Annotated in this window: 23 protein-coding genes; 9 read left to right on the plus strand and 14 right to left on the minus strand. The window is 71.2% G+C overall.

Annotated elements, in window-relative coordinates; genetic code table 11:
• Positions 1 to 42 precede the first annotated feature (42 nt).
• A complete protein-coding gene (ppgK, locus tag U5C87_RS16880) occupies positions 43 to 801 on the plus strand; it encodes a polyphosphate--glucose phosphotransferase (protein WP_330473657.1) in 759 nt (252 codons plus the stop codon).
• Between the two features lie 69 nt (positions 802 to 870).
• Here ppgK and U5C87_RS16885 read toward each other — a convergent pair whose 3' ends face one another.
• The 6 genes from U5C87_RS16885 to U5C87_RS16910 all read right to left on the minus strand — a co-directional run bounded on the left by U5C87_RS16885 (position 871) and on the right by U5C87_RS16910 (position 5,810).
• Positions 871 to 1,803 carry a hypothetical protein gene (locus tag U5C87_RS16885; protein ID WP_330473658.1) on the minus strand — a complete coding sequence of 311 codons (933 nt, stop codon included), beginning with the start codon at positions 1,801 to 1,803 and terminating at the stop codon, positions 871 to 873.
• Positions 1,800 to 2,489: a cytochrome b N-terminal domain-containing protein gene (locus tag U5C87_RS16890; protein ID WP_330473659.1), complete on the minus strand. Its 690-nt coding sequence runs from the start codon at positions 2,487 to 2,489 to the stop codon at positions 1,800 to 1,802. Before U5C87_RS16890 ends, U5C87_RS16885 begins: the two co-directional genes overlap by 4 nt.
• The gene (locus U5C87_RS16895) at positions 2,486 to 2,659 is read right to left on the minus strand and encodes a hypothetical protein (RefSeq protein WP_156035042.1); all 174 of its coding nucleotides are present in this window, start codon (positions 2,657 to 2,659) and stop codon (positions 2,486 to 2,488) included. Before U5C87_RS16895 ends, U5C87_RS16890 begins: the two co-directional genes overlap by 4 nt.
• Before the next feature lie 121 nt (positions 2,660 to 2,780).
• Positions 2,781 to 4,352 (minus strand): hypothetical protein, encoded by a 1,572-nt coding sequence (locus U5C87_RS16900; RefSeq protein ID WP_330473660.1) that lies wholly within the window; start codon positions 4,350 to 4,352, stop codon positions 2,781 to 2,783.
• Positions 4,328 to 5,134: an ABC transporter ATP-binding protein gene (locus U5C87_RS16905; protein WP_330473661.1), complete on the minus strand. Its 807-nt coding sequence runs from the start codon at positions 5,132 to 5,134 to the stop codon at positions 4,328 to 4,330. Before U5C87_RS16905 ends, U5C87_RS16900 begins: the two co-directional genes overlap by 25 nt.
• Before the next feature lie 22 nt (positions 5,135 to 5,156).
• Complete coding sequence (locus U5C87_RS16910) at positions 5,157 to 5,810, minus strand: MBL fold metallo-hydrolase (RefSeq protein WP_330473662.1); 654 nt, start codon at positions 5,808 to 5,810, stop codon at positions 5,157 to 5,159.
• 558 nt (positions 5,811 to 6,368) lie between these two features.
• Between U5C87_RS16910 and U5C87_RS16915 the strand changes: the two genes are divergently transcribed.
• Positions 6,369 to 6,794 (plus strand): hypothetical protein, encoded by a 426-nt coding sequence (locus tag U5C87_RS16915; protein WP_330473663.1) that lies wholly within the window; start codon positions 6,369 to 6,371, stop codon positions 6,792 to 6,794.
• Between the two features lie 15 nt (positions 6,795 to 6,809).
• Here the strand turns inward: U5C87_RS16915 and U5C87_RS16920 are convergent, their stop codons facing one another.
• From U5C87_RS16920 to U5C87_RS16935, 4 genes are all read right to left on the minus strand, one after another.
• The gene (locus U5C87_RS16920) at positions 6,810 to 7,205 is read right to left on the minus strand and encodes a MerR family transcriptional regulator (protein ID WP_229674791.1); all 396 of its coding nucleotides are present in this window, start codon (positions 7,203 to 7,205) and stop codon (positions 6,810 to 6,812) included.
• 32 nt (positions 7,206 to 7,237) lie between these two features.
• Complete coding sequence (locus tag U5C87_RS16925; RefSeq protein WP_330473664.1) at positions 7,238 to 7,438, minus strand: hypothetical protein; 201 nt, start codon at positions 7,436 to 7,438, stop codon at positions 7,238 to 7,240.
• Positions 7,439 to 7,506: 68 nt separating this feature from the next.
• Positions 7,507 to 8,718: an FUSC family protein gene (locus tag U5C87_RS16930; protein ID WP_330473665.1), complete on the minus strand. Its 1,212-nt coding sequence runs from the start codon at positions 8,716 to 8,718 to the stop codon at positions 7,507 to 7,509.
• An 87-nt stretch (positions 8,719 to 8,805) separates the two neighbouring features.
• Positions 8,806 to 9,993: a YihY/virulence factor BrkB family protein gene (locus U5C87_RS16935; RefSeq protein WP_330473666.1), complete on the minus strand. Its 1,188-nt coding sequence runs from the start codon at positions 9,991 to 9,993 to the stop codon at positions 8,806 to 8,808.
• Between the two features lie 195 nt (positions 9,994 to 10,188).
• Here U5C87_RS16935 and U5C87_RS16940 point away from each other — a divergent pair, with 195 nt between their 5' ends.
• The gene (locus U5C87_RS16940) at positions 10,189 to 11,940 is read left to right on the plus strand and encodes a serine/threonine-protein kinase (protein ID WP_330473667.1); all 1,752 of its coding nucleotides are present in this window, start codon (positions 10,189 to 10,191) and stop codon (positions 11,938 to 11,940) included.
• 177 nt (positions 11,941 to 12,117) lie between these two features.
• Positions 12,118 to 12,369, plus strand: a complete 252-nt coding sequence (locus U5C87_RS16945; protein WP_330473668.1) for a hypothetical protein — start codon at positions 12,118 to 12,120, stop codon at positions 12,367 to 12,369.
• A gap of 91 nt (positions 12,370 to 12,460) precedes the next feature.
• Here U5C87_RS16945 and U5C87_RS16950 read toward each other — a convergent pair whose 3' ends face one another.
• Both U5C87_RS16950 and U5C87_RS16955 read right to left on the minus strand, forming a co-directional pair.
• Positions 12,461 to 12,937, minus strand: coding sequence for a (2Fe-2S)-binding protein (locus tag U5C87_RS16950; RefSeq protein WP_330473669.1), 477 nt, complete (start codon positions 12,935 to 12,937; stop codon positions 12,461 to 12,463).
• An 11-nt stretch (positions 12,938 to 12,948) separates the two neighbouring features.
• On the minus strand, positions 12,949 to 15,225 hold the full coding sequence (locus U5C87_RS16955) for a molybdopterin cofactor-binding domain-containing protein (protein ID WP_330473670.1): 2,277 nt from the start codon (positions 15,223 to 15,225) through the stop codon (positions 12,949 to 12,951).
• 272 nt (positions 15,226 to 15,497) lie between these two features.
• Here U5C87_RS16955 and U5C87_RS16960 point away from each other — a divergent pair, with 272 nt between their 5' ends.
• Positions 15,498 to 15,854, plus strand: coding sequence for a hypothetical protein (locus U5C87_RS16960; RefSeq protein WP_330473671.1), 357 nt, complete (start codon positions 15,498 to 15,500; stop codon positions 15,852 to 15,854).
• A 267-nt stretch (positions 15,855 to 16,121) separates the two neighbouring features.
• Here the strand turns inward: U5C87_RS16960 and U5C87_RS16965 are convergent, their stop codons facing one another.
• Positions 16,122 to 16,328 carry an ANTAR domain-containing protein gene (locus U5C87_RS16965; protein WP_030146373.1) on the minus strand — a complete coding sequence of 69 codons (207 nt, stop codon included), beginning with the start codon at positions 16,326 to 16,328 and terminating at the stop codon, positions 16,122 to 16,124.
• Positions 16,329 to 16,383: 55 nt separating this feature from the next.
• On the minus strand, positions 16,384 to 17,079 hold the full coding sequence (locus U5C87_RS16970; RefSeq protein ID WP_330473672.1) for a helix-turn-helix transcriptional regulator: 696 nt from the start codon (positions 17,077 to 17,079) through the stop codon (positions 16,384 to 16,386).
• A gap of 287 nt (positions 17,080 to 17,366) precedes the next feature.
• On the opposite strand from U5C87_RS16970, the gene U5C87_RS16975 reads away from it, so the two are divergent.
• The 4 genes from U5C87_RS16975 to narI are packed head-to-tail and all read left to right on the plus strand — an operon-like array spanning position 17,367 to position 24,284.
• A complete protein-coding gene (locus tag U5C87_RS16975; RefSeq protein WP_330473673.1) occupies positions 17,367 to 21,137 on the plus strand; it encodes a nitrate reductase subunit alpha in 3,771 nt (1,256 codons plus the stop codon).
• Positions 21,137 to 22,852, plus strand: a complete 1,716-nt coding sequence (gene narH / locus U5C87_RS16980; protein WP_330473674.1) for a nitrate reductase subunit beta — start codon at positions 21,137 to 21,139, stop codon at positions 22,850 to 22,852. The genes U5C87_RS16975 and narH overlap by 1 nt, the downstream gene beginning before the upstream one ends.
• Complete coding sequence (narJ, locus tag U5C87_RS16985; RefSeq protein WP_330473675.1) at positions 22,849 to 23,538, plus strand: nitrate reductase molybdenum cofactor assembly chaperone; 690 nt, start codon at positions 22,849 to 22,851, stop codon at positions 23,536 to 23,538. Before narH ends, narJ begins: the two co-directional genes overlap by 4 nt.
• Positions 23,535 to 24,284, plus strand: coding sequence for a respiratory nitrate reductase subunit gamma (gene narI / locus U5C87_RS16990; protein ID WP_330473676.1), 750 nt, complete (start codon positions 23,535 to 23,537; stop codon positions 24,282 to 24,284). Before narJ ends, narI begins: the two co-directional genes overlap by 4 nt.
• Positions 24,285 to 24,300 lie beyond the last annotated feature (16 nt).

Consider the following 24,300-nt stretch of genomic DNA (forward strand, 5'->3'; position numbering starts at 1 on the left):
ACCCGCTGACCCGACCACGTCCTCGACAAGGAAGCACGGACCATGGCCAAGCACGGCAAGCCCCTCGGCATCGACATCGGCGGCAGCGGCATCAAGGGTGCCCCGGTCGACCTCAAGGCGGGTGAGCTCGCCGGCAAGCGGCTCAAGATCCTGACGCCCAAGCCGGCCACGCCCGACGCCGTCGCCGAGGTCGTCGACCAGATCGTCGACCACTTCGCCGACGTGACGGGCGACTCCCCCATCGGCGTGACGGTCCCGGCCGTCGTCATCCGCGGCACCGTGCTGTCGGCCGCCAATATCGACCCGTCGTGGATCAACACCGACGCCGAGGCGCTCATCAAGGAGCACACCGGCCGTGCCGTCACGGTCCTCAACGACGCCGACGCAGCCGGGCTCGCGGAGATGTACTACGGCGCCGCGAAGGGGGTCAAGGGCCTCGTCATCCTCACGACCCTGGGGACCGGCATCGGCAGCGCGATCATCCACGACGGCCGGCTCGTCCCGAACTCCGAGCTCGGCCACCTCGAGATCGACGGCTACGACGCCGAGGACCGCGCCGCGTCGTCGATCAAGGACATCGAGGGCCTGTCCTGGGACGAGTACGTCGAGCGGCTCCAGACCTACTACGACACCATCGAGAAGCTCTTCTCCCCCGACCTCATCATCGTCGGTGGCGGCATCTCCAAGGACAGCGACGACTTCCTGCCGAAGCTCAAGCTGCGCTGCCCGATCGTCCCGGCGCAGCTGCGCAACCAGGCCGGCATCATCGGCGCCGCGCACCTGGCCGTCGACCTGGCCTGACGAGACGTCGGCGTGTGCCGGGTGGCCCGCCACCCGGCATACGCCAACGTGCGCTTCTCGGTGCGCTTCTCAGCGTCGGGTGCGCCAGACCAGGCGGTGCACCCCGAGGTGCTTCGGCAGCGTCCGCAGCCCGGGGATCCGCGGGATGCAGACGAAGCCGATGCTGAGCACGATCATCAGGGCCCAGACGGCGATCTCGGCGTTGTCCGACGTCGAGAACGGCGGCACCTGGTACCACAGCGAGTACAGCCACAGCCACGGCTGGCCCGGGTAGTTGCCCGTCTCGTTCATGATGCCCCACTGGTCCCCGCCGAGGTTCTGCGCGCGCGCCGCGTCCTCGAGGTGGGTGCCGTCCGCGAGGAGCAGCAGCGCCTTGGTGCTGTCGACCCCGAAGAAGCTCGTGCGCGACGTGAGCAGGCCCTCGAGCGAGCCGCTCTCGGCCAGTCGCAGCTCGGCTGCGGCGATGGCCGGGACCGGTCCGTAGTCCCCGCTTGCGACCTTGGCCGGGTCACCGTCCGGCGCGGCGGCCAGCGCGTCCACGTAGGCCGAGGCCCACGCCTGCTGCCGGTCCGCGGACGCCGCGTCCCACACCCGAACGGCGGCGCTGGAGGCGGCGTCGGAGGTGAGGGTGCGCACCGGGTCGAGGACGAGGTCCTTGGCCGAGTCGACCGGCTGGGTGACACCCGGCAGCGACTGCAGGTCGACCGGCCCCAGGCTCTGCCCCTCGCTCGCGGTGTTGTACGGCGGACCGTAGCCGGCGCTCGTCGTCGTCCCGGCCAGCTCACCGGCGGCCGTGGCGACCACGTCGGACGGAGCCTGAGGAGCCCACTGCTGCAAGGAGATCGCCGGCTCGTCCGGCGAGGAGAAGACGAGCGCGGCGACGACGGAGAGGAACGAGACCACCGCGAGCGCGATGACGAACTCCTTGACGAGGTCGTAGCGGCGGGTGGGGAAGGCGTGCGCGTCGGGCGTGGGTCCCCATCCACCGGTCCCCCTGCTCATGGCGCCACCTGCCCACCGGCATCAGCCGTCGGGTCCGTCGCGCCGATGGGTGGCGCGACGCCCCGACGCCGCACGAGGACCACGTGCACGGCGACGATGGCGCCGACGACCAGGGGCAGGAGCGAGACGTGCCACAGCACCATCTGCCCGAGGTTCATGACGTTGAAGTACGCCCCGATGCCGGCAGCGTTGAGCCCGTCCTTGGCCTGGGTCGAGATCCACTGCGAGTCGAAGTTGGTCTGGATGAGGTAGCCCGTGAAGGCCGTCCCCAACGAGCCGAAGAAGGCGAGCGCGCCTGTCGCCCAGGTCATTCCGCGGTTGCCCCGCCACGAGGCCATGAAGAACTTGCCCCACAGGTGGATCACCATCGTGGCGAAGAACAGCTCGACGCTCCAGAGGTGCACGGAGTTGACGAAGTGCCCGAACGAGCTCGTGTGCCACCACGTGACACCGCCGAGGGTCAGCACCAGGCCCGAGACGATGATGACGACGAGGCTGCTGAGACAGGCGACCCCGAACACGTAGATCCACGACGCGACGTAGACCGGCTGCCGGTCAGGCAGCCACTGGCCCTTGGGAACGAGGCCCTCGACCCACCGCGTGACGGCGGTGGTCCAGGTCGTGCGTCCCGCACCGGCCGAGGACGCCGCCGACGTGGCGCGCGGGGAGACCTCCGCCCTGCTCATCGGTCCTCGTCCTCACGGTCGGAGGGGAACGGCAGCACGAGCGCCAGCACGAAGACGACGACCATCGCGAGGATGACGACGAGGTTGGCGACGGTGATCGTCAGCCAGCCCCACTGGACGACTGGCCCTGCGGGCACCGGCTGTGACACGGCGAGCAACTGGGTGATCATGTCTGGCCTCCGGGAGCGCGAAGATGTGAGTCCTCCTGCCCGGCGCAGATCTACTACACGACGTAAGAGTAGGTCGCTGCGGGGCCGGTGCGCACCGGAACCGGAACTTCGCAGGGAACGCTCAGGCGCGTCGGAGGGTCGACAGCAGCTCCGGCGCGCGCCGGTCGTAGAGGCGGGCACCCGTCGCCACCCCGACGAGACCCACGACGACGCCGAGGCAGACCCCGACGAGTCCGGCGGCCCAACCGGCCCACGCCGACCCCTGCCACGCCAGCCAGGCGAGCAGGACCGTCGGGGCCGTGAGCGCGATGGTCGCGAGGCTGGCGATCGACTGTGCCGCGATGGTGATCCCCGCGGCCCCCGGTGGCGCGTTGAAGGGGCTCTCCCCCGACTCCGGCACGGGGTAGGGCAGCACGACGTTCATGACGCTCGACACGGCATACCCCGACCCGAGCAGGCCCACCGACAGGCCGAGCACGGCCGGGAGCAGGTCCCACCGTCCGGCGACGGCGACCCCGACGAGGACGTAGACGGGCACGAGGACGGCGGCGAGCAGCAGTGCCGGCACGATGCGCCCGCGCCGGTCGTCGCGGCCCGACACCCCGGACACGACGTGCAGCCAGAGCGCGTCGGACTCGTAGGCGACCGCGTTGTGCTCGCTCCAGCCGAGGAGGAAGGCGACGAGCGGGCCCATGAGCAGCGGCGTCCACGGGACGTCGCCGGCGATGAACGGCACGAGCAGCGCGAGCGGGACGAGCGGCGTCATGGCCATGCTGATCTGGTAGCGCGGGTCACGCCGCCAGTAGGTCAGCACCCGCGCGGCCACGGCGCCGGGCGGCGTGCCGGGCAGCCGCGCTAGCAGTCCGAGGTCGTCGCCCAGCGACGCACCCGAGTCGGTGCGCGACACTGCGCGCGGGTTGTCGATCTCGTCGCGCAGCACCCTCGACCAGAGCTGGAAGACGACCACGAGCAGGCCTGCGGCCAGGAGCAGCCGGACGATCCCGACGCCCAGGTCACCGGCGGCCACGTCGCCCGGCGCGGCCCAGGCCCAGCCGAGGGGCGACCAGGCGACGATCCCCGCAGCCGTCGTGGCGATCCCGCGCAGGTCACTCCCGAGGTTGGCGACCACGGACACGGCCGGGCCGAGGACGACGAGCAGCAGCAGCCCGAGCACCGCGACGACGTCACGCCCCCGGCGGCTCGAGATGGCGCTCGTCATGATCGCCGAGACCCAGCGGCTCGTCGTGATGGCAGTGAGCAGGCCGATGGCGGTCGCGACGACGGCGACGGCCGTCGACAGCGCGGTGTGCGACCACGCCACGACGACACCGAGCGCGAGCACCGTCGAGGCGATCGCGGGCAGCCCGACGAGCGCGGCCGCCAGGAGGCCGACGGCGAGGTCGCGGTGCGGCACGGCGAAGGTGGCGAAGCGCCCCGGGTCGAGCGTCGGGTCCGACCCGAACGAGAAGAGCGGCACGACCGTCCAGAGGATGATCCCGGCGGCGCCGGCCAGCGGGATGACGACGCGCGCGGCATCGAGCGAGGCCCGGAAGGTCGCGAGGATGACGGCGAGCCCGGCCACGAGCACGGCGAAGTAGACGATGCCGACGACGGCGCCGATCGCCTGGGCCCGGCTGCGCAGGAAGATGTTGCGCAGCAGGGTGAGCTTCAGTCGGACGAGGTGCGCAACCACGACAGCCCCACCACCTCGGTGGACCCGCCGACGAGGTCGACGAAGCGCTCCTCGAGCGTGCGGCCGCCCCGGACGGCGTCGAGCTCGCCCGCGGCCAGGACGGTGCCGTCCGAGATGACGGCGACATGGGTGCAGATGCGCTCGACGAGGTCCATGACGTGGCTCGAGAGGACGACCGTGCCACCGGACTCGACGAACCCGGAGAGGATCCGCCGGATCGTCGCGGCCGAGATGGGGTCGACGGCCTCGAACGGCTCGTCGAGCACGAGCACCCGTGGGCCGTGCACGAGCGCCGACGCCAGGGTCACCTTCTTGGTCATGCCGGCCGAGTAGTCGACGACCAGCTTGCCCTGGGCCTCGGTCAGGCCGAGGGCGGCCACGAGCTCGGCAGCCCGCTCCGACGCGAGCTCGCGGGACATGCCCCGGAGCAGCCCGGCATACGTGATGAGCTGGAGGCCCGTGAGGCGGTCGAAGAGCTTGAGCCCGTCGGGGAGGACCCCGATGAGGCGCTTGGTCGCGACCGGGTCGGACCAGACGTCGCGGCCGAGGACGAACGCCTGGCCGGCGTCGGGTCGCAGCAGCCCGGTGACCATCGACAGGGTCGTCGTCTTGCCGGCACCGTTGGGTCCGACGAGACCGAAGAACGAGCCCCGCGGCACGTCGAGGTCGATGCCCTTGACGGCGATGAGGTCGCCGAAGCGCTTGCCGAGGCCGCGCAGTGCGATGGCCGGCCCGTCGGCCGGGCCTCCTTGCGGCGCAGGCAGATCGGTGATGTCGCTCATGTCGCTCCCCCGACGTCGAGCGTCAGAAGGTCGCGGACTCGGCGTCTCGGAGGGGGACGTAGGTCAGGCCCTCCACCCCCGAGAACTGCTCGACGTGGCCGGAGTACATCCGGTGCCCGAGCTCGCTCAGCAGCGCGTCGTGGATCGGGATGAACACCCGGGGCGCGATGCGGCCCACGAAGTCGATGGAGTCGCGACTGGCAGCCCAGGGCGCGTTGAGGGGGTGCGCCAGCACGTCGACCTGTCCGGGCTCGCCGTCGTAGGCGTCGCCGGGATGGTAGAGCGACGGCTCGCCGTCGGCCCGCAGGACGACGCCGACGTTGGGGATGCGCGGCATCTTCGCGTGGTTGAACGCATGCAGCTCGCCGACGGGTGTCACGGTCACGTCGCCGACGGCGAAGTCCTCGCCCTGCCGTGACGGCACCGCGTCGAGCCCCTCGGCGCGCAGCTTCTCCGCCGTCAGGGGGTCGGTGTGCACCGTGGCGCTCGGGTTGGAGCGCAGCAGCGCGGCGACCCGCTCGGCGTCGAAGTGGTCCGCGTGGTTGTGGGTCACGAGCACCGCGTCGAGGTCGGAGAGGTCCTCGAACCCCGACGAGAAGCTGCCCGGGTCGATGAGGATGCGACGGTCGGCGGCCTCGACGAGGAGGCATGCATGTCCGAGGTGAGTCACGCGCATGGCTCCACCTAACCACGCGCCGGGTCGGCCGACGGGGGAGACACAGCCCACGCCTGCGGCCAAGCCATTGCGTGCGTGGCCGCCTCCGGCGGGCGCGGCCCGGCGCCCGACCCGGCTTCCGTGCCGGCAGCCGCCTGGCCCAGGTGGGCCTGCTCGGCCGGAGCATCGACACGCTGAGCCGCCTCTCGCTGCTGCTGCGCGGCTCGGTGCCCGGTGGCAGCGCAGCAGCCGCGTACGCCGCGCAGCAGGAGCACCTCTCCCCCGACCGCCCGACGTACTACGGCCGCGTCGTGCGCAGCGACGGGTGGGTCGTCTGCCAGTACTGGTTCTTCTACGCCTTCAACAACTGGCGGTCCGGCTTCTCGGGCGTCAACGAGCACGAGGGCGACTGGGAGCAGGTGACGGTCTACCTCGACGGCACCGGCACGCTCGACGACGACGGCCTGCCCCCGCCCCGTTGGGTGGTCTTCAGCGCCCACGACGAGACGGGCGACGACCTCCGGCGCCGCTGGGACGACCCCGACCTCGCGACGGTCGACGGACGGCACCCCGTCGTCCATGCCGGCGCCGGATCCCACTCGGGCGCCTACCTGCCCGGCGACTACCTCCACGCCGTCGCCGCACGCGCACCTGTCCCACCGCCGGACCCCGATCACCTCCAGCGAGCGCTCGCGCGACCGGCTGCTCGGGGCCTGGGCCGTCGTCAGCACGCCGATCGTCATCTACCTCGTCGCGGGGCTCTTCAAGCCCGAGGTCACCGACCGTCCGCTGGGGGTCGTCGTGCTGCTCGCGCTGCTCCTCGGCATCGAGGCCTTCACCCGCGGCTTCTTCCTGGCGTATGCCGTCCGCGTCGTCCTCGTCATCGGCGCCGTGGTGCTCGCGGGCGAGTTCGCAGGCCACTGGCAAATCGTCAGCTACTGGGTCCTCGTGTCCGTCGCGGTCGTCGTCCTCGTCGTCAACCTGCGGGACGCGCTGCGTCGTTAGGAGATCGGCGTACGGTCAGGCGTCGACGTGCGTGAGTCTGGCCTCGTACATCTCGATCTTGACGTCGATCGCCGCGAGGTGGTCGTGGACCTCGGCGAGCTGCGCGAGCACCCGGGCCCGGTGGGTCTGCAGGAGGGCCAGTCGCTCGGTCTCGTTGCCGTCGCCCTGACGGCACAGGGCGGCATACGCCTTGACCTCGCGGATCGACATCCCCGTGGCGCGCAGGCGCGTCAGCATCGTGACCCACGTCAGGTCGCGCTCGGTGTAGACGCGGTGGCCGGAGCTCGTGCGGCGCACGCCCCGGAGCATGAGCCCGTCGCGCTCGTAGTACCGCAGGGTGTGCGGGGTCAGGCCGGTGCGCTCGGCGGCCTCGGCGATGGTCAGTCCCTCGGCCGGTGCGGTGACAGTCACCCCCCATGGTCGGGGTTGGAGTGCACTCGAAGTCAAGCGTGCGGCGTGGAGGGGTGCTCGCGACCGTCGTCCGTGACCCGGCACAGGGTCGAGCGCAGGCGCCGCTGCCGCGACCGTCCGACGCCGAGGACCCCCGAGAGCCGGCGCTGCTGCGCAGCCGGCCAGGTCCAGCACCGGCACTCGGCGGACGGCGGGCTCGTCGACGGGTCCTGGCTGGAGCTCGGGTGCGGCACGGCGGTCTCCTGTCGTCGACGGTCTGTCTGGGAACGAGCAGAGCGCCGGGCAGGTTACGCAGCCTCCGTCAGGGACTCCTGCGCCCCTGCCGCAGGCGTGACCAGACCGGCGACGACGCCGGCGGCAGCCGCAGGGACCCCGTGTCGGTGGGCACGACCGCGGACTCGCGGGCGGCCTCGAGCTCGGCGAGCGCCCGCAACGAGTCGCTGATGAGCGAGCCGTAGACGGGCCACTCGTCGGGGTCCTCGAGCGGGGTCGTGCGCACCTCCTCGCGAAGCCTGGTCAGCACGTCGTATGCCGTCCGGATGCCGTTGTCGAACTTCGCGGCCGCCTCGTCGTCGTGCTTCCCGAACTGCGAGACCGCCCGCGCCAGACCTCCGAGGGCGTCGGCGTACTCCGCGAGGAACGACTCCGACGGGGTGGGCTGGTGCCGTCGCTCGTCCGCGGCGTCGACGAGGGTCCGGGCGATGCCGGTGGCCTGCCAGAGCATCCGGCGCAGCGTCTTGACGGTGTGCTCGTAGCCCTCCCAGTCGATGTCGGCCGGCCGGATGTTGTCGCGCAGGTTGAACCGCATGCTCTCGCGCCCCGTGCGGATGTCCTCGAGGACATAGGGCGCCTTCTCGGCGATCTCGGTGCCGCGGCGGTACCACCGGTTCGCCGCCGTCGCGTCCCAGTCGCCGCGCAGCCCCTCCGCCATCTCGTCGAGGAGCTCGCGCACCTGCCGGGCCAGGGCCGACACCCGCTGGCGGGGCTTGGTCAGGTGCAGCGGCGCGAACACGATCGCGTTGGTGGCCACCCCGATGACGCCGCCCGCGATCGTCTCGACGATCGTGAGGTAGGTGAACTCCTCGTTGGTCCCCTTTGCGGTGATGAGCGACAGCAGCACCATCGCCGGCACCTGGATGCCGTGGTCGCCGAGCCTCGACCACCGCCCGATGACGAGCGAGACGAGGATGACCCCGAACATCGTCCACCAGTAGACGCCGAAGACGGTCGCCACGACCCAGGCGACGCTGAGGCCCAGGACCACCGCTGCGATGCGCTGCGCGCTCGCCGAGAGCGAGCGCACCATCGTGCGGTCGACGACGAGCAGGGCCGCCATGGGTGCGTAGAACGGAACCGGGCTGTCGAGCACCCGGACGGCGAACTGCCACGCGAGCACCGTCGCGATGGCGGCCTTGACGAGCAGCAGGAGCGCGTCGCGCTCGGGGCCGGGCTGGTGCAGCGCCCGGCGCAGGGCGCGCAGGCGTTGTCTCGTGTCGTCCTGCCACTGGCTCACCGGTCACCGCCCCCCGCGGGGTGCCCACACGCCCGGCACGACGCGTGCGTCGTCTCCCACGAGCCCCACTCTAGGGGGCCCCGGAGGTCAGCTCGACCTGCGTTCGGCGGCCTCGGCGACCGCCCGCTTGTCGATGTCGTCCATGGCACGGGTGTCGCGCGGCTCCGCGAACGGCTCGAGGTCCTCGGGCACCCCCTCCGCGATGGCGCGGCTGCGGTCGAGCTCGGCGTTGACCTCGGCCCCGAGCAGGATCGCGATGTTCGTCAGCCAGAGCCACACGAGGAACACCACGACCCCGGCGAGTGAGCCGTAGGTCTTGTTGTACGACGAGAAGAAGGCGACGTAGACGGCGAAGAGCCCGGAGACCACGAGCCAGATGAGCACGGCGATGATGCCGCCGGGGCTGACCCACTTGACGCCGCCCTGCTTCGCGTTGGGGCTGGCCCAGAACAGCACCGCGAAGAGCACGGAGACGAGGATCAGCAGGACGGGCCACTTGAGCACGCCCCAGACGAGCAGGGCCGTGTCGCCCGCCCCGACGAGCCCCCCGACCTGCTCGGCGACCGGACCGCTCACCACGACGATGACCGCACTGACGATCATCACGACGACGGCGAAGAGGGTGACCCCGACCCGGATCGGCACGGTCTTCCAGATCGGACGGCCCTCAGGGATGTCGTAGACGACGTTCGAGGCTCGCATGAACGCCGACACGTAGCCGGAGGCCGACCACAACGCCACGAGCAGGCCGAGCACCGCGCCCAGGCCGGCACCGGTCCGGTTGGCCTGCGCCTGGGCGATGAGGGTGCGCACGAAGTCGGCGCTGGAGCCCGGTGCCACGGCCTGCACCTGGTCGACGACCTGGGCCGTGGCATCACGGCCGAGCAGCCCCAGAGCGGCGACGAGCACGACGAGGGCCGGCGCGATCGAGAGCAGGCCGTAGTAGGTCAGCGACGCCGCGAGGTCGGTGAGGTTGTCACGCTTGAACTCGACGCGCGCGCGCTTGAGCACGGCGACGAGGGAGGAGCGCGGCAGGTCCGTCGGGCTGTCCGGCGCCGAGTCACGGGGCGATTCGGGAGCCGAGTCGCGGGCCGAGTCGCGGGCCGAGTCGCGGGCCGAGTCGTGGGCGGGGTCGCGGGCCGAGTCGCGGGCCGAGTCGTGGGCGGGGTCGCGGGCCGAGTCGTGGGCGGAGTCGCGAGCGACGTCGCCGGAAGAGTCGGGAGCGCGGTCGCTGTGCTTCGAGGGGTCGCGCACGTGGTCGTCTGCTGGAGCCATGCCCCCCGCGTACCCAGTGGACGGGGACGGCGCACCCGCAGCGGCGCCTCGAGCACCCGGTTCGATGCGTCGGGCGGACCAGTGGCAGCATGGGGCGCTGGTGTGGGTACGACCCAGACGCACCACCACCCATGCACCACCACGCACCACGCAGCGACGAGCCCGATCCCGCGCGCGCACCGGAAGGAGACGAGGATGGCGGAAGCACCTCCCGTCCTCATCGCCGACCGCTACCGGCTGATGAACCGGATCGGCACCGGCGGCATGGGGCACGTGTGGCTGGCCTGGGACGAGCGGCTCAACCGCGCCGTGGCCGTCAAGCAGCTGCACTCCCCCGTCGGCCTGCCGGACGACGAGGCCCGCGTCGCCCATGACCGTGCCATGCGCGAGGCCCGGATCACGGCGCGCCTGCACCATCCCAACGCCGTTCCCGTCTTCGACGTCGTGGACCACGAGGGCTCGCCGTGCCTCGTCATGCAGTACCTCCCCTCGCGCAGCCTCCAGGCCGTGCTGACCGAGCGCGGGCCGCTGCCGCCGCGCGAGGTGGCCCGGATCGGGAGCGAGCTCGCCGCGGCCCTCGCCGCCGCGCACCGGGCCGACATCGTGCACCGCGACGTCAAGCCCGGCAACGTCCTCGTCGCCGACGACGGCACGGCGCGGATCACCGACTTCGGCATCTCCCACGCGCTGGGTGACGCCTCGCTCACGTCGACCGGGATGGTCACCGGGACCCCGGCCTACCTCGCACCCGAGGTCGCCCGCGGCACGTCGTCGAGCGCGGCCTCGGACGTCTTCTCCCTCGGCGCGACGCTCTATGCCGCCGTCGAGGGCTCGCCGCCCTTCGGCACCGGCGACAACGCGATGGCGCTGCTGCACCGGGTCGCCTCCGGCTCGATCGACCCGCCGTCGGACGGACCCCTGACCGCGCTCCTGCTCGCGATGCTCGCCGCCGCGCCCGAGGACCGCCCGTCGATGCGGGAGGTCTCGGACCAGCTCGCCGAGATCGCCGCGGGGCGCGCGACCCGGGACGTCGACGACCGGCCCGACACGGACCGCCCGAACCGGACGCGGGTGCTGCCCGTGGCAGGGGCCGCCGCCGCTGCAGGAGCCGCTGCAGGAGCCGCCGAACCGTCGGCGCCGACGACGGCGCCCACCTCCCGCCTGGCAGCCGCGGCACCCGCGACGTCCGCCGCCGCAGCGCCCGTGGAGCCGGTCGAGAAGCCCGCCCCGGAGCCCACCATGGGGCCCGTCGAGGAGCCCACTCGCGAGCCCGCTGTGGAGGACCGGGGCGGCCACCCGGCATACGCCATCCCTCCGGGCACCACCCGGGAGGCACCGGCCGAGCGACGCCGGCGCCTGCTCCTGCTGGCGGGCGTCATCGTGCTCGTGGGTCTCGGACTGGTCGTCTGGGCCCTGCAGGGCGAACGCCCCTCGGCCGGCCAGGCCGCACCGCCCCCGGTGACCTCGAGCGCCGCACCGCGGCCGAGCACTCCGGCTCCCAGCACGTCCAAGGCCGAGCAGCCCTCGGCGAGCACGCCGGCCAAGCCCACCCCCACGCCGTCGACGCCGTCGACGCCCTCGAAGGCGCCGTCCACGACACCCTCGACGGCGCCCGCCGGCACGACCGACGCCGAGCTCGCGAAGGCCGTGCGCGACTACTACGCCCTGCTCCCCGACAACAGGGACGCCGGGTGGGCCCGCCTCACCGACCGCTACCGGTCGACGACGGCGGGCAGCCGCTCGACGTACGAGCGCTTCTGGTCGTCGGTCGACTCCGTGAGCGTCCGTCAGGCGTCGGGGTCGGCACCGGGATCGGTCGTCGCTACCCTGCGCTACGCCTTCGCCGACGGCCGCCGCTACGAGGAGCGCACGTCGTACACGCTCGTCGACGACGGCGGGGTCCTGAAGATCGACCGCTCGTCGGTGCTCAGCAGCCGCCGGCTCTGAGCGCGGCCGGCTGACGCGTGGGCGCTGCACCACGTCGTCCGGCCCCGGACGCACCGAGCCCCGCCGACCGCGTTCGGGTGGCCATGCCCTCAGATCGTGGGCGGGGCGCCGCGGTCGGCGGGGTGCTCGGGATGGGGCTCAGCGGACGACGCGGCGACTCGTCACGGGCAGCGCCACATGACCAGTGAACGCGTGGAGTGCCCTGCCCGGTTCCGCGAGGCCCCGACCGGTGCGACGACGCTCGTCGTGCAGGCCTGCACGAGACGCTCGAGCATGGCGGCTCGCTCGGTCCCCGTCATCACCGTGGCGATCGTCTCGTCGTCGCTCGGCGTCATTGCGCTCATCGAGGTCTCCCTGGTCGCGGTGGCCGGCTCGTCGCTGCGGCCGGTCTGCCAGGTACAGGTGTACCAGCCCCATTCGGCCCAATGATCCTTAATGCCCGATTTCTGCAAGAAAGTCTCAAGGAACGTGCAAGCCACGGTATCGCGACGGTATTGCTGGGAGGCCCTTCAGACGTCGGCTACATTCGGGCCGCGCCGTCCCGGACCGCCTCCCGGATGCGGTTGTAGGTGCCGCACCGACAGACGTTGCGGATGCCGTCCAGGTCCTCGTCGGTGATCTGGCGACCCTCGGCCCGCACCTTGCGCACGAGGGCGACCGCAGCCATGATCTGGCCCGGCTGGCAGTAGCCGCACTGGGCGACGTCCCGCTCGAGCCACGCCTCCTGCATGGGGTGCAGGTCGGCGCCGACCGTGTCGGGGAGGCCTTCGATCGTCGTGATCTCGTCGTCCGGGCCCACGTCCTTGACCTGCACCGAGCAGGGGTTGAAGGCCTTGCCGTTGATGTGCGAGGTGCAGGCCTTGCAGACGTTGATCCCGCAGCCGTACTTCGGTCCGGTGATGCCGAGGACGTCGCGCAGGACCCAGAGGAGCCTGACGTCGTCGGCGACGTCGACCGTGACGGCCTCGCCGTTCACCCGGAAGGTGTGCTGTGCCATGGAGATGCTCCTCAGTAGGTGTGGGTCAGGCCGTCGGTGGGCGACGGCGGCACCGGCGGGACGAAGGTCTTGGGGGTGAACGACACCGTCCCGTGGTTGATCGGGAACCGGGTCGGGACGGTGCCGGTCGCCCGGGCGAAGGCGCAGGCCGTCGCGGCGACGGAGGCGGCGACGCCGGCCTCCCCCGCCCCGCCGGGCAGCTGCGCATCCGAGGGCATGACGATGCACTCGAAGCTCGGCGGCACGTTCCACTGGCGGGTGTAGAAGTAGTTGTCCCAGCTCGCCTCGAGGAAGTGGCCGTCCTGGAGGTGGTTGCTGCTCGTCAGCGCGAGGGCGATGCCGTCAGACACCCCGCCCATCATCTGCGCCTCCAGGCCGCGGGGGTTGACGACGAGTCCCGCGTCGACGGCGATGACCGCCTTGGTGACCCGGGGTCCCGTGACGGCGTCGCGGATCTGCCGCCCCACCGTCTCGGGACGGCAGTCGATCTCGACGAGGACCGCCGTCGCGCCCTTGTACTCGGAGTGGATCGCGATCCCCTGGGCGGTGCCGGCCGGCATCGACCGGCCCCACTGCCCGACCTCGGCGACCTTGCGCAGACACGCCTTGACGCGCTCGTTGCGCAGGAACGCGAGGCGGAAGGCGAGCGGGTCCTTGCGCACCTTCCTGGCGAGCTGGTCGATGAACAGCTCGTTGGCACAGGCGACGTCGGGCGAGTAGATGTTGCGCATGCTGCCGGTGTTGAAGCCCATGTCGACCTCGCTGAGCAGCTGGGTCACGACGCCGAAGTCGTAGGGCAGCTCCTGGGTCAGGGTGAAGATCGACTCGGCGAGGCCGAGGTTGCCCAGACCGGCCGGCAGCTCGGAGGCCATCGCCGTGAGCCGCTCGCCGAGCCCGTGCGAGAAGTCGGTCTTGATGCTCGTGTGCCGCTGCTCGAAGGTGAGCACCTCGCCCGCGAGCAGCGTGGCGCGGATGCGCGACGTCGCCATCGGGTGCGTACGCCCCTGGCGAGGCTCGTCCGCCCGGTGCCACAGGAGCTTGACGGGCTTGCGCATCGCCCTCGAGATCTTCGCGGCCTCGATGGCCGCGTCGCCGAAGAGCTTGTGCCCGAAGGACCCTCCGCCCGTGACGACGTTGACGTCGACCTTCGCGATCGGCAGGCCGAGCGCCTTGGCGATGTTGCGCTGGGCGACGATCGGCGCCTTGAGTCCGGCCCACACGGTCGCGCGGTCGTCACGGACGTCCGCGATCGCGCAGTTCGGCTCGAGGGCCGCACTGCTGCGGAACATGAACTCGAACCTCATGTCGACGGTCTGGGTCAGCAGCGGCACCTTGGGCACGGCCATCGGCAGCTCCGCGGCCTTGAGACGAGCAAGCACCGAGTCGTCCGACTCCCCCTCGACCGTTCCTCCGGCCCACGTGACGCGCAGCGCCCGCACGGCGTCGATGCACTGGCCGAACGTCGCTGCGCGCACGGCGACGCCGGTGTCGACGGCGACGACGTCGGTGACCCCCGGCATGCCCTGGACAGCAGCGAGGTTGTCGATGCTGCGCGGCGAGCCGTTGAGCGTCGGAGGGCGGCAGACCATCGTCGGCAGCGCGTCGGGCACGTCGAGGTCCATCGTGAAGCGCTTGCGACCGGTCACGGCCTCGAGCGCGTCGACCCTGCTGCGGGGAGTGCCGACGACGTCGAACGAGCTCGTCGGGGACAGCTCGACGTCGACGGCCGTGGTCGTCGAGCTCGCAGCGGCGCCCGACAGCTCGGCATACGTCCGACTGCTGCCGTCGGGAGCGGTGACGACGCCGCCCTTGGCCACGAGCGAGGCCACGGTCGCACCGAGCTCGGTGGCCGCGGCCTGCAGGAGCGCGCCCCGGGCCACGGCGGCCGCGACGCGGATCGGCGTGAACATCGACTGCATCGTGTTGGAGCCGCCCGTGAGCTGGTTGAAGACGAGCTCCGGTCGGGCCGGCGCCAGCGTCACGCGGACGTCCTCGACCCGCATGGACAGCTCCTCGGCGATGATCATCGCCGCAGCGGTGGTGATGCCCTGGCCGACCTCCATGCGTGGGATGGCGAAGTGGGCCAGCCCGTGGTCGTCGACGGTGATGCGGATCAGCTGCGAGGTCGGCAGGGCCGAGTGCGTCTGCAGGTCGCCGAGGTCGTAGAGCTCGGGCACCTGCGGGACGCTGGGGACCGCGGCCGACGCGGGCTCCGCGCCCCCGATCTCCGCCGCGACCGTGAGGGTGGCACCGGCGACGACGAAGCCGATGAACCTCCTCCGCGACACTCCACCGGGCGGCGAGCCCGACTCTCGGGCGGCGTTTTCGGCATGCGGGTGGCCAGAGGTTGTCGTCATCGACAGGAGTCCCTTCTCGGAACGGTCACGCGGGGCCGGGGTGCCGGGGGTGGAGGCTGGCCTGCGCGTGGTGGTGCTTCGTGCGGTTTCGTGCTCGTTCGTCCGTGGTTCGTCGTGCGGACGGCCACGGATTGCCCTGACTCAACGAGCCGGTCGACGCGATGTCACGGCCTGGTCCTCGCGGTCGCCCTAGAGTGACCCCGGTGGCGACCCAGGACGACTCGACTCCCACCGCGATGAGCCGCTGGGCGCCCGACCTCGTGGACGTCCTCGTCTACGTCGTGGTGCTGGGCCTCTTCGTCGAGTACCTCCCCTCGGTCATCAGCGAGACGTTCACGCTCTCGCTGCTCACGGCGGTGCTGCTCAAGGGCGTTCTCGAGGTCGTCGTCCGCATCAAGAAGCGTGCGCGGGCGCGTTTCACGGCGGCCCGGACCCCGCTGGGCAAGGTGGTGGCGGGGCTGCTGCTCTGGGGCGTCCTGGTCGGCAGCAGTTCGTCGTGCTCGAGCTCGTCGACCTCGTCTTCGGCGACCGGGTCAGCCTCGGGAGCTTCGTGCCGGTGACGGCGCTCATCCTCACCCTGCTCGTGAGCCGCCTTGCGGTGCGGCGGCTGCTCGTGCCGTCCACACGGGGCCTCGACCCCACCGCCTGAGCTCGCCGCCTGACCTCGACGCCTGACGTCGACGCCTGACGTCGACGCCTGACGTCGACAGCCCTGGCTCCTGTCGGGGCGGTGGAGCATGTCGCTCGAGACGTGGTCGTGTGCCGTGCGGCCGCGGACACGGGACTGGCTCGTGGCGCTGCCGGTGTGCCGCCTCAGGGCAGGAGGGTCAGCGCGGCAGGCGAGAGGTCCCGAGGTCGATGACGTCGCTCGCCACGGAGCGCAGGTCGCGCCCGGTCCTCTCGGCGCCCACCCGCATGAGCTCGTAGGCCTCGTCGGCGCTGAGTCCCCGCTCGAGCATGACGAGGTCGATCGCCACCGCCACGTCGATGCCGTCCTGCGAGCAGGACGGGGCGGGCTGGGGCAGTTCCTTCACACCACCGCCATACCCACCCGACGACCCGTACGAGCGGTCGGAGCCGGGGGCTGGCTCAGGACAGGGCGTCGCGGCGGAAGTCGGCCGTCGTCGTCAGCCTGGCCAGGCAGGTGCGTTCGGTGACGAAGGGCTGCAGGTCCACTTCGGCGGCCTCCTCGCCGACCGTCGCCATGGTGCCGCGGATGAGGCCGCGGTGGATGCCGCAGACGACGTCCGGGTGCGCCTTGGCCATGGTCAGGAAGGGGCACTCCTGCAGGGTCAGCTCGACGGTGCGACCGCGGCCCGTGGTGCGCAGCTCGGGCCGATAGCCCCACTCGTCGAGCAGGTCCACAGCCATCCCGACCTTGCCGAGCCAGGCTCCGGCGCTCGCTGCCGACGGCGGCGCCGGCGCCGTGCTCCGCTCCTCGACCCATCGCCGCCCGGCCTGCTCGGGGTCGACCGGCGACCCGTCCGCCGCACCGGCATACGCACTCGTGAGCAGCTCGGTGAAGGCCTGCAGCGCCTCGGGGCTCGCGAGCGGTGCGGTCCCAGCCTCGGCCGCGAGGTAGATCTTCCGCGGACGCCCCACGGACCCTCGCCTCTCGGCCGTCACGACGATGCCGGCGGTCACCATCCGCTCGAGGTGGAACCGCGCCGTCGTCACGTGCAGGCCCAGCGCGTCCCCCACCTCGGCCGCTGTGACTCCGGGGTCCGGTCGTAGCTGGGCATCCTGCAGCAGCTCGAGGACGGCTCTGCGGGTCGATGACGCCATGACGTCACTGTCGTTCTCTGGCACGCACTCTCCATTTCGTTGATTTGGAGGATAGCGACGACCTGGCAAACTCGAGCCGCCAGGGCCAAAAACGGCGTTCTGCCCCCGTGTTTGCCGCGCCGAACCGCCCTCGCAGCAGTAGCGTGAGGCCCAGTTCGAGCAGCGGGCGGCGGCACTGCGCCTTTCCTCGAGCGCAGTGCAACCGATCGTTTGGACGATCTCCGTCGCCGATTTGGAGGATCCGTGCGCCCCCAGTCCCACCTCACCGTCCGACCGTGGGAGCGCCCGTGAGTGCCGCCTACCGTTCCAGCCCAGCGCAGGCGTCCGGGGGTGTCGACGGCCCGGCTTCGGCGGCACTGCTCAAGACCGGACGGTTCTTCACGCGGTGGGAGGAGTCCGACGACGGCCGCGCCGTCTTCCGTGAGGGTGGCCGCGCCGGCGACGTCTTCTACCGCGACCGGTGGAGCCACGACAAGGTCGTCCGGTCGACCCACGGCGTCAACTGCACCGGCTCCTGCTCGTGGAAGGTCTACGTCAAGGACGGGATCATCACCTGGGAGACGCAGCAGACCGACTACCCCTCTGTCGGCCCGGACCGACCGGAGTACGAGCCCCGCGGCTGTCCCCGCGGCGCGGCCTTCTCCTGGTACACCTACTCCCCCACGCGCGTGCGCTATCCCTACGTGCGGGGCGTCCTGCTCGAGATGTACCGCGAGGCCAAGGCGCGACTCGGCGACCCGGTCGCGGCCTGGCACGAGATCACGACCGACCCGGAGAAGCGCCGGCGCTACCAGAGCGCTCGCGGCAAGGGCGGACTCGTGCGCGCCTCGTGGGGAGAGGCCGTCGAGATCGCCGCCGCTGCCCACGTGCACACCATCAAGGAGTACGGCCCCGACCGGGTCGCCGGCTTCTCACCGATCCCGGCCATGTCGATGGTGTCGCACTGCGTGGGCACGCGTTTCATCCAGCTCATCGGCGGCGTCATGACGAGCTTCTACGACTGGTACGCCGACCTGCCCGTCGCGAGCCCGCAGGTCTTCGGCGACCAGACCGACGTCCCCGAGTCGGGCGACTGGTGGGACGCGACCTACCTCATGATGTGGGGCTCCAACGTCCCCGTCACCCGCACGCCCGACGCGCACTGGATGGCGGAGGTGCGCTACCGCGGCACCAAGGTCGTCACGGTCAGTCCTGACTACGCCGACAACACGAAGTTCGCCGACGAGTGGATGCCCGCCCAGGCCGGCACCGACGCGGCGCTCGCCATGGCGATGGGACACGTGCTGCTCAAGGAGTTCTTCGTCGACCGCGAGGTCGACTTCTTCACCGACTACGTGCGCACCTACAGCGACCTGCCCTTCCTCATCCGTCTCGAGGACGCCGAGGGTGAGTATGCCGCCGCGCCGGGTGACGCGGGCGCCGGCGCGTTCGTGCCCGGCAAGTTCCTCACCGCCGCCGACCTCGCGGCCGACGGCGCCACGGTCGCCGACGAGGATGCCTGGAAGACGGTGCTGCTCGACGGCACGACCGGTCAGCCGGTCGTGCCCAACGGCTCGATGGGCTTCCGCTACGCGGACTCCGGCAAGGGCCGGTGGAACCTCGACCTCGAGGGCGTCACGCCGGCGCTCACCATGGCCGGAGGCGACACCGAACCCGTCGAGGTGCTGCTCCCGGCCTTCGTCGAACCCGACGGCACCGGCTCGGTGCTGCGCCGGGGCGTACCCGCCCGCCGCGTCGGCGGCCACCTCGTGACGACCGTCTACGACCTCATGCTCGCCCAGTACGGCGTCGAGCGGCCGGGTCTGCCGGGCGCGTGGCCGACTGGCTACGACGACGTGACCACGCCCTACACGCCGGCGTGGCAGGCCGAGGTGACAGGCGTCCCCGCCGAGCAGTGCATCCGCATCGCGCGCGAGTTCGCGACGAACTCCGAGCAGTCACAGGGCCGCTCGATGATCATCATGGGTGCCGGCATCTGCCAGTGGTTCCACGGTGACGCGACCTACCGCGCGATCCTCTCGCTGCTCGTCCTCACCGGCTGCATGGGCCGCAACGGCGGCGGTTGGGCGCACTACGTCGGCCAGGAGAAGTGCCGGCCCATCACCGGCTGGATCTCGCTGGCGAACGCGCTCGACTGGGGACGGCCGCCACGCACCATGACGGGAACGTCGTACTGGTACATGCACACCGACCAGTGGCGCAACGACGGCTACTCGGCCGACTCGCTGAACTCCCCTCTCGCCAAGGGCCACCTGGCCGGCAAGCACACGGCAGACACCATCGCGCAGTCCGCGCGGATGGGGTGGATGCCCTTCTACCCGCAGTTCGGCACCAACCCGCTCCAGGTGGCCGAGGACGCCCAGGCCGCCGTCGACGCGGGCACCGCCGCCAGCCCCGCGGCATACGTGGCCGGTGCCCTGCACGACGGCTCGCTCACCTCGGCCGTCGAGGACGTCGACGCCCCCGAGAACTGGCCGCGCACGCTGGTGCTCTGGCGCAGCAACCTCATGGGCTCCTCGGCCAAGGGCAACGAGTACTTCCTGCGCAACCTGCTCGGCACGCACCACAACGTCATGGGCAGCGAGAACCCCAACGCACCAAGGCCGTCCGAGGTGAAGTGGCACGACGAGGCGCCTGAGGGCAAGCTCGACCTGCTGCTGTCGGCCGACTTCCGCATGACCTCGACGACGCTCCTGTCGGACATCGTGCTGCCCGCGGCGACGTGGTACGAGAAGCACGACCTCAGCTCGACCGACATGCACCCGTTCGTGCACGCGTTCACCCCGGCCATCGACCCGCCGTGGGAGGCCAAGAGCGACTTCGAGCTCTTCCACCTGCTCGCGGAGAAGCTCTCGGACCTCGCACGCACCCACCTCGGCGTGCGCAAGGACCTCGTCAGCGTGCCACTCATGCACGACACTGTCGGCGAGACCGCCCAGCCCGGAGGGCGCGCGGTCGACTGGCGCACCACCGGGCAGCCCGGCACCCCGGGCAAGACGATGCCTGTCTTCCAGCTCGTCGAGCGCGACTACACGGCCATCGCCGAGAAGCTCGCCTCCGTGGGACCGCTCGCCGACACGCTCGGTTTCACGGTCAAGAACGTCACGTACCGCGTCGAGGAGGAGGTGGGCCGGCTCGCGGCCAAGAACGGTGTCATGCTGGGTGGCGCCGGCAACGGCCGCCCGGCGATCGACACGGACGCCAAGCTGGCCGAGGCGATCCTCACCTTCTCCGGCACGACGAACGGGCACCTGGCGGTGCAGGGCTTCCGCAGCCTCGAGGAGCGCGTCGGCAAGAAGCTCGTCGACCTCGCCGAGGGGTCCGAGGAGAAGCGGATCACCTTCGCGGACACGCAGGTCCAGCCGGTGCCGGTGATCACCTCGCCCGAGTGGTCCGGGTCCGAGACCGGCGGCCGGCGCTACGCGCCGTTCACCGTCAACATCGAGCGGCTCAAGCCCTTCCACACCCTCACCGGCCGCATGCACTTCTACCTCGACCACGACTGGATGCAGGACGTCGGCGAGGCGCTGCCGATCTACCGGCCACCGCTCGACATGCACCGACTCTTCGGCGAGCCGAGGCTCGGACCCGACGGCGGCAAGCAGGTGACGGTCCGCTACCTGACGCCCCACTCCAAGTGGTCGATCCACTCCGAGTACCAGGACAACCTGCTCATGCTCTCGCTCTCGCGCGGAGGCCCCGCCGTCTGGATGAGCCCGCAGGACGCCGGCTCCATCGACGTCGCCGACAACGACTGGGTCGAGTGCGTCAACGACAACGGCGTGCTCGTCGGACGCGCGATCGTCAGCCACCGCATGCCCGAGGGCGTCGTCTACGTCCACCACGCCCAGGAGCGCACCATCGACGTCCCGAAGTCCGAGGCCACGGGGCGCCGGGGCGGCATCCACAACTCGGTGACGCGGTTGCTCGTCAAGCCGACCCACCTCATCGGCGGCTACGCCCAGCTGTCCTACACGTTCAACTACCTCGGACCGACCGGCAACCAGCGCGACATGGTCTCCACGGTCCGCAAGCGCTCCCAGGAGGTGACCTACTGATGCGAGTCATGGCCCAGATGGGCATGGTGATGAACCTCGACAAGTGCATCGGGTGCCACACCTGCTCGGTCACGTGCAAGCAGGCGTGGACCAACCGCGCCGGCACCGAGTACGTCTGGTTCAACAACGTCGAGACGCGTCCCGGTCAGGGCTACCCGCGCCGCTACGAGGACCAGGAGACGTGGAAGGGCGGGTGGACGCTCACCCATCGGGGAAGCCTGAAGCTCAAGGCCGGCGGCCGCGTGCAGAAGCTCCTCGGCATCTTCGCGAGCCCGGTGCAGCCCAAGCTGGCGGACTACTACGAGCCGTGGACCTACGACTACCAGACCCTCGTCGAGGCACCCCTCGGCGACGACTTCCCCGTCGCGCGGCCCAAGTCGCTCATCACCGGTGAGAACACGAAGATCACGTGGTCGGCGAACTGGGACGACAACCTCGGCGGCACGAGCGAGATGGGCCACCTCGACCCGATCGTCGCCAAGCTCAACGACTCCGTGCGCCGCGAGTCCGAGGAGAAGGTCCGCTTCGAGCTCGAGCAGACGTTCATGTTCTACCTCCCCCGCATCTGCGAGCACTGCCTCAACCCCTCGTGCATGGCCTCGTGCCCGTCCGGCGCGATCTACAAGCGCGAGGAGGACGGCATCGTCCTCGTCGACCAGGACCGGTGCCGCGGCTGGCGCCAGTGCATCACCGGCTGCCCGTACAAGAAGATCTACTTCAACCACAAGAGCGGCAAGGCCGAGAAGTGCACCTTCTGCTACCCGCGCGTCGAGGTCGGCCTGCCCACCGTCTGCTCCGAGACGTGCGTCGGCCGGCTGCGCTACCTCGGGCTCTTCCTCTACGACGCCGACCGCGTCACCGCGGCAGCCGCGACCCCCGACGAGGCTGACCTCTACGAGGCGCAGCTCGACCTCCTGCTCGACCCGAGCGACCCCGAGGTCATCGCGGCCGCCCGGCGCGACGGCATACCCGACGACTGGATGGACGCTGCGCGGAGGTCACCGGTCTACGCCCTCGCCAAGAAGTACCGCGTCGCCCTCCCGCTGCACCCGGAGTACCGCACCATGCCGATGGTCTGGTACGTCCCGCCACTCTCTCCGGTCGTGGATCTCCTTGCGGCGCAAGGACATGACGCCGAGGACCGGGGCGTGCTCTTCGGAGCGATCGAGGCGCTCCGGATCCCCGTCGACTACCTCGCCGAGCTCTTCACCGCCGGGCGCACCGACATCGTCACGGACGTGCTCCGCAAGCTCGCCGCGATGCGCGCCTACATGCGCGACGTCGCACTGGGGCGCGACGGGGACCCGTCGATCCCGGCGGCCGTGGGCCTCGACGAGGAGACGCTGTACGAGATGTACCGCCTCATGGCGATCGCGAAGTACGACGAGCGCTACGTCATCCCGACCGCCCACGTCGAGCGCGCGCACGAGCTCGAGGAGATCGGTTGCTCGCTCGACTTCGACGAGGGTCCGGGGATGTACGAGTCGGGTCCGTTCGGTGAGGCGAGCGGCCGGCCGGCGCCCGTCGCGGTCGAGACGTTCAACGCGCTGAAGCAGCGCCAGACGTCCGATTCGACGACTCCGACCACGGCCTCCGGCGAGCTGCGCGGCCGCGTCAACCTGCTCAACTGGGACGGTCGCGGCGCCCCTCCCGGGCTCTTCCCCGACGGCAGCGCGAACGGCAGCGACGGCGGCCGCACCGGGGACGCGTCGTGATCGGGCTGCGACGCCGGGCAGCGCCGGTCGCCGACGACCGGGTCGTGCACCTCGTGGCCGGTCGCTGCCTCGACTACCCGACCGCCGAGCTCGTCGCCGAGGTCCCGGCCATGCGGCGGGCGCTGGCCGAGCGGGGGCCCTCCCCAGCCACCACACCGCTCGCCGAGGTCCTCGACCACCTGGGCTCTGGGCCGCTCGCCGACGTCCAGCGCACCTACGTCGACACCTTCGACCTCAGTCGCAAGCATGCCCTCTACCTGTCCTACTGGACCGACGGGGACACCCGCCGACGCGGCGAGGTGCTGGGACGGTTCAAGACGGCATACCGCAGCAGTGGAGCCGTCGTCGACACGCACGGTGAGCTGCCCGACTACCTCCCGATGGTGCTCGAGTTCGCCGCTCGGGTGGACGCCGACGCGGGTCGCACCATCCTCCAGGACTACCGCGCGAGCCTCGAGCTGCTGCGGATCGCGTTGCAGGAGAGGCAGAGTCCGTATGCCGGTGCCGTCGTCGCCGTGTGCGCAACCCTTCCCGGGGACTCCCCGGCGGACCGCGCGGCCGTCATGGAGATGGTCGGGATGACGGGACCGCACCCGAGCGAGTCCGTGGGGCTGGAGCCCTACGACCCGAGACTGCTTCCGCTGCAACCGATCCCGTCGGCTTCGACGTCAGGGGCGCCGTCATGAACACCTTCCTGTGGGGCGTGCTCCCCTACCTGTGCGTCGCCAGCCTCGTCGGCGGCACGGTGTGGCGCTACCGCTACGACAAATTCGGCTGGACGACCCGCTCGTCGCAGCTCTACGAGTCGCGGCTCCTGCGCATCGGGTCGCCGCTCTTCCACTTCGGCATCCTGCTCGTCTTCTTCGGGCACGTCGGAGGTCTCGTCATACCGGAGTCGTGGACCGACGCCGTCGGGGTCAGCGAAGGGCTCTACCACTTCAACGCCCTGCTCTTCGGCGGCATCGCCGGGGTGTGCACGCTCGCCGGCATCCTCATCCTCGTCTACCGGCGCCGCACGACCGGGCCCGTCTTCATGGCGACGACGCGGAACGACAAGCTGATGTACGTCCTGCTCGTCGGTGCGATCGTCCTCGGCCTCTGGACGACGCTCGTCAGCGTCGGGGCCGGCAGCGAGGCGCACAACTACCGCGAGACGGTCTCGCCGTGGTTCCGGTCGGTCTTCCTGCTCCGGCCCGACGTCGCCTCGATGGCCGCGGCACCGATCCAGTTCCACATCCACGCGATCGTCGGGATGCTGCTCTTCGCGCTGTGGCCCTTCACGCGGCTCGTGCACGCCTTCACGGCGCCGCTGCACTACCTCTTCCGTCCCTACATCGTCTACCGGTCCCGCGACCGCCAGACCTCCGGCAACCGAGCGAGCCGTCCCGGCTGGAGCGGCGTCGGCACGACAGACCGCGACCCTCGCCGCTGAGCGGCCCGACCCACCA

The sequence above is a fragment of the Terrabacter sp. C0L_2 genome, from assembly GCF_036352015.1.
Taxonomy (GTDB): Bacteria; Actinomycetota; Actinomycetes; order Actinomycetales; family Dermatophilaceae; genus Terrabacter; species Terrabacter tumescens.

Bases quoted from the DNA above. Each gene is read 5' to 3' on its own strand.
- U5C87_RS16945 (WP_330473668.1), top strand. From the start codon at position 12,118: ATGACCAGTGAACGCGTGGAGTGCCCTGCCCGGTTCCGCGAGGCCCCG.
- U5C87_RS16940 (WP_330473667.1), top strand. From the start codon at position 10,189: ATGGCGGAAGCACCTCCCGTCCTCATCGCCGACCGCTACCGGCTGATG.
- ppgK (WP_330473657.1), top strand. From the start codon at position 43: ATGGCCAAGCACGGCAAGCCCCTCGGCATCGACATCGGCGGCAGCGGC.
- narH (WP_330473674.1), top strand. From the start codon at position 21,137: ATGCGAGTCATGGCCCAGATGGGCATGGTGATGAACCTCGACAAGTGC.
- U5C87_RS16915 (WP_330473663.1), top strand. From the start codon at position 6,369: ATGCCGGCGCCGGATCCCACTCGGGCGCCTACCTGCCCGGCGACTACC.
- U5C87_RS16970 (WP_330473672.1), bottom strand. From the start codon at position 17,079: ATGGCGTCATCGACCCGCAGAGCCGTCCTCGAGCTGCTGCAGGATGCC.
- U5C87_RS16910 (WP_330473662.1), bottom strand. From the start codon at position 5,810: ATGCGCGTGACTCACCTCGGACATGCATGCCTCCTCGTCGAGGCCGCC.
- U5C87_RS16905 (WP_330473661.1), bottom strand. From the start codon at position 5,134: ATGAGCGACATCACCGATCTGCCTGCGCCGCAAGGAGGCCCGGCCGAC.
- U5C87_RS16885 (WP_330473658.1), bottom strand. From the start codon at position 1,803: ATGAGCAGGGGGACCGGTGGATGGGGACCCACGCCCGACGCGCACGCC.
- U5C87_RS16890 (WP_330473659.1), bottom strand. From the start codon at position 2,489: ATGAGCAGGGCGGAGGTCTCCCCGCGCGCCACGTCGGCGGCGTCCTCG.
- narI (WP_330473676.1), top strand. From the start codon at position 23,535: ATGAACACCTTCCTGTGGGGCGTGCTCCCCTACCTGTGCGTCGCCAGC.
- U5C87_RS16935 (WP_330473666.1), bottom strand. From the start codon at position 9,993: ATGGCTCCAGCAGACGACCACGTGCGCGACCCCTCGAAGCACAGCGAC.
- U5C87_RS16895 (WP_156035042.1), bottom strand. From the start codon at position 2,659: ATGATCACCCAGTTGCTCGCCGTGTCACAGCCGGTGCCCGCAGGGCCA.
- U5C87_RS16950 (WP_330473669.1), bottom strand. From the start codon at position 12,937: ATGGCACAGCACACCTTCCGGGTGAACGGCGAGGCCGTCACGGTCGAC.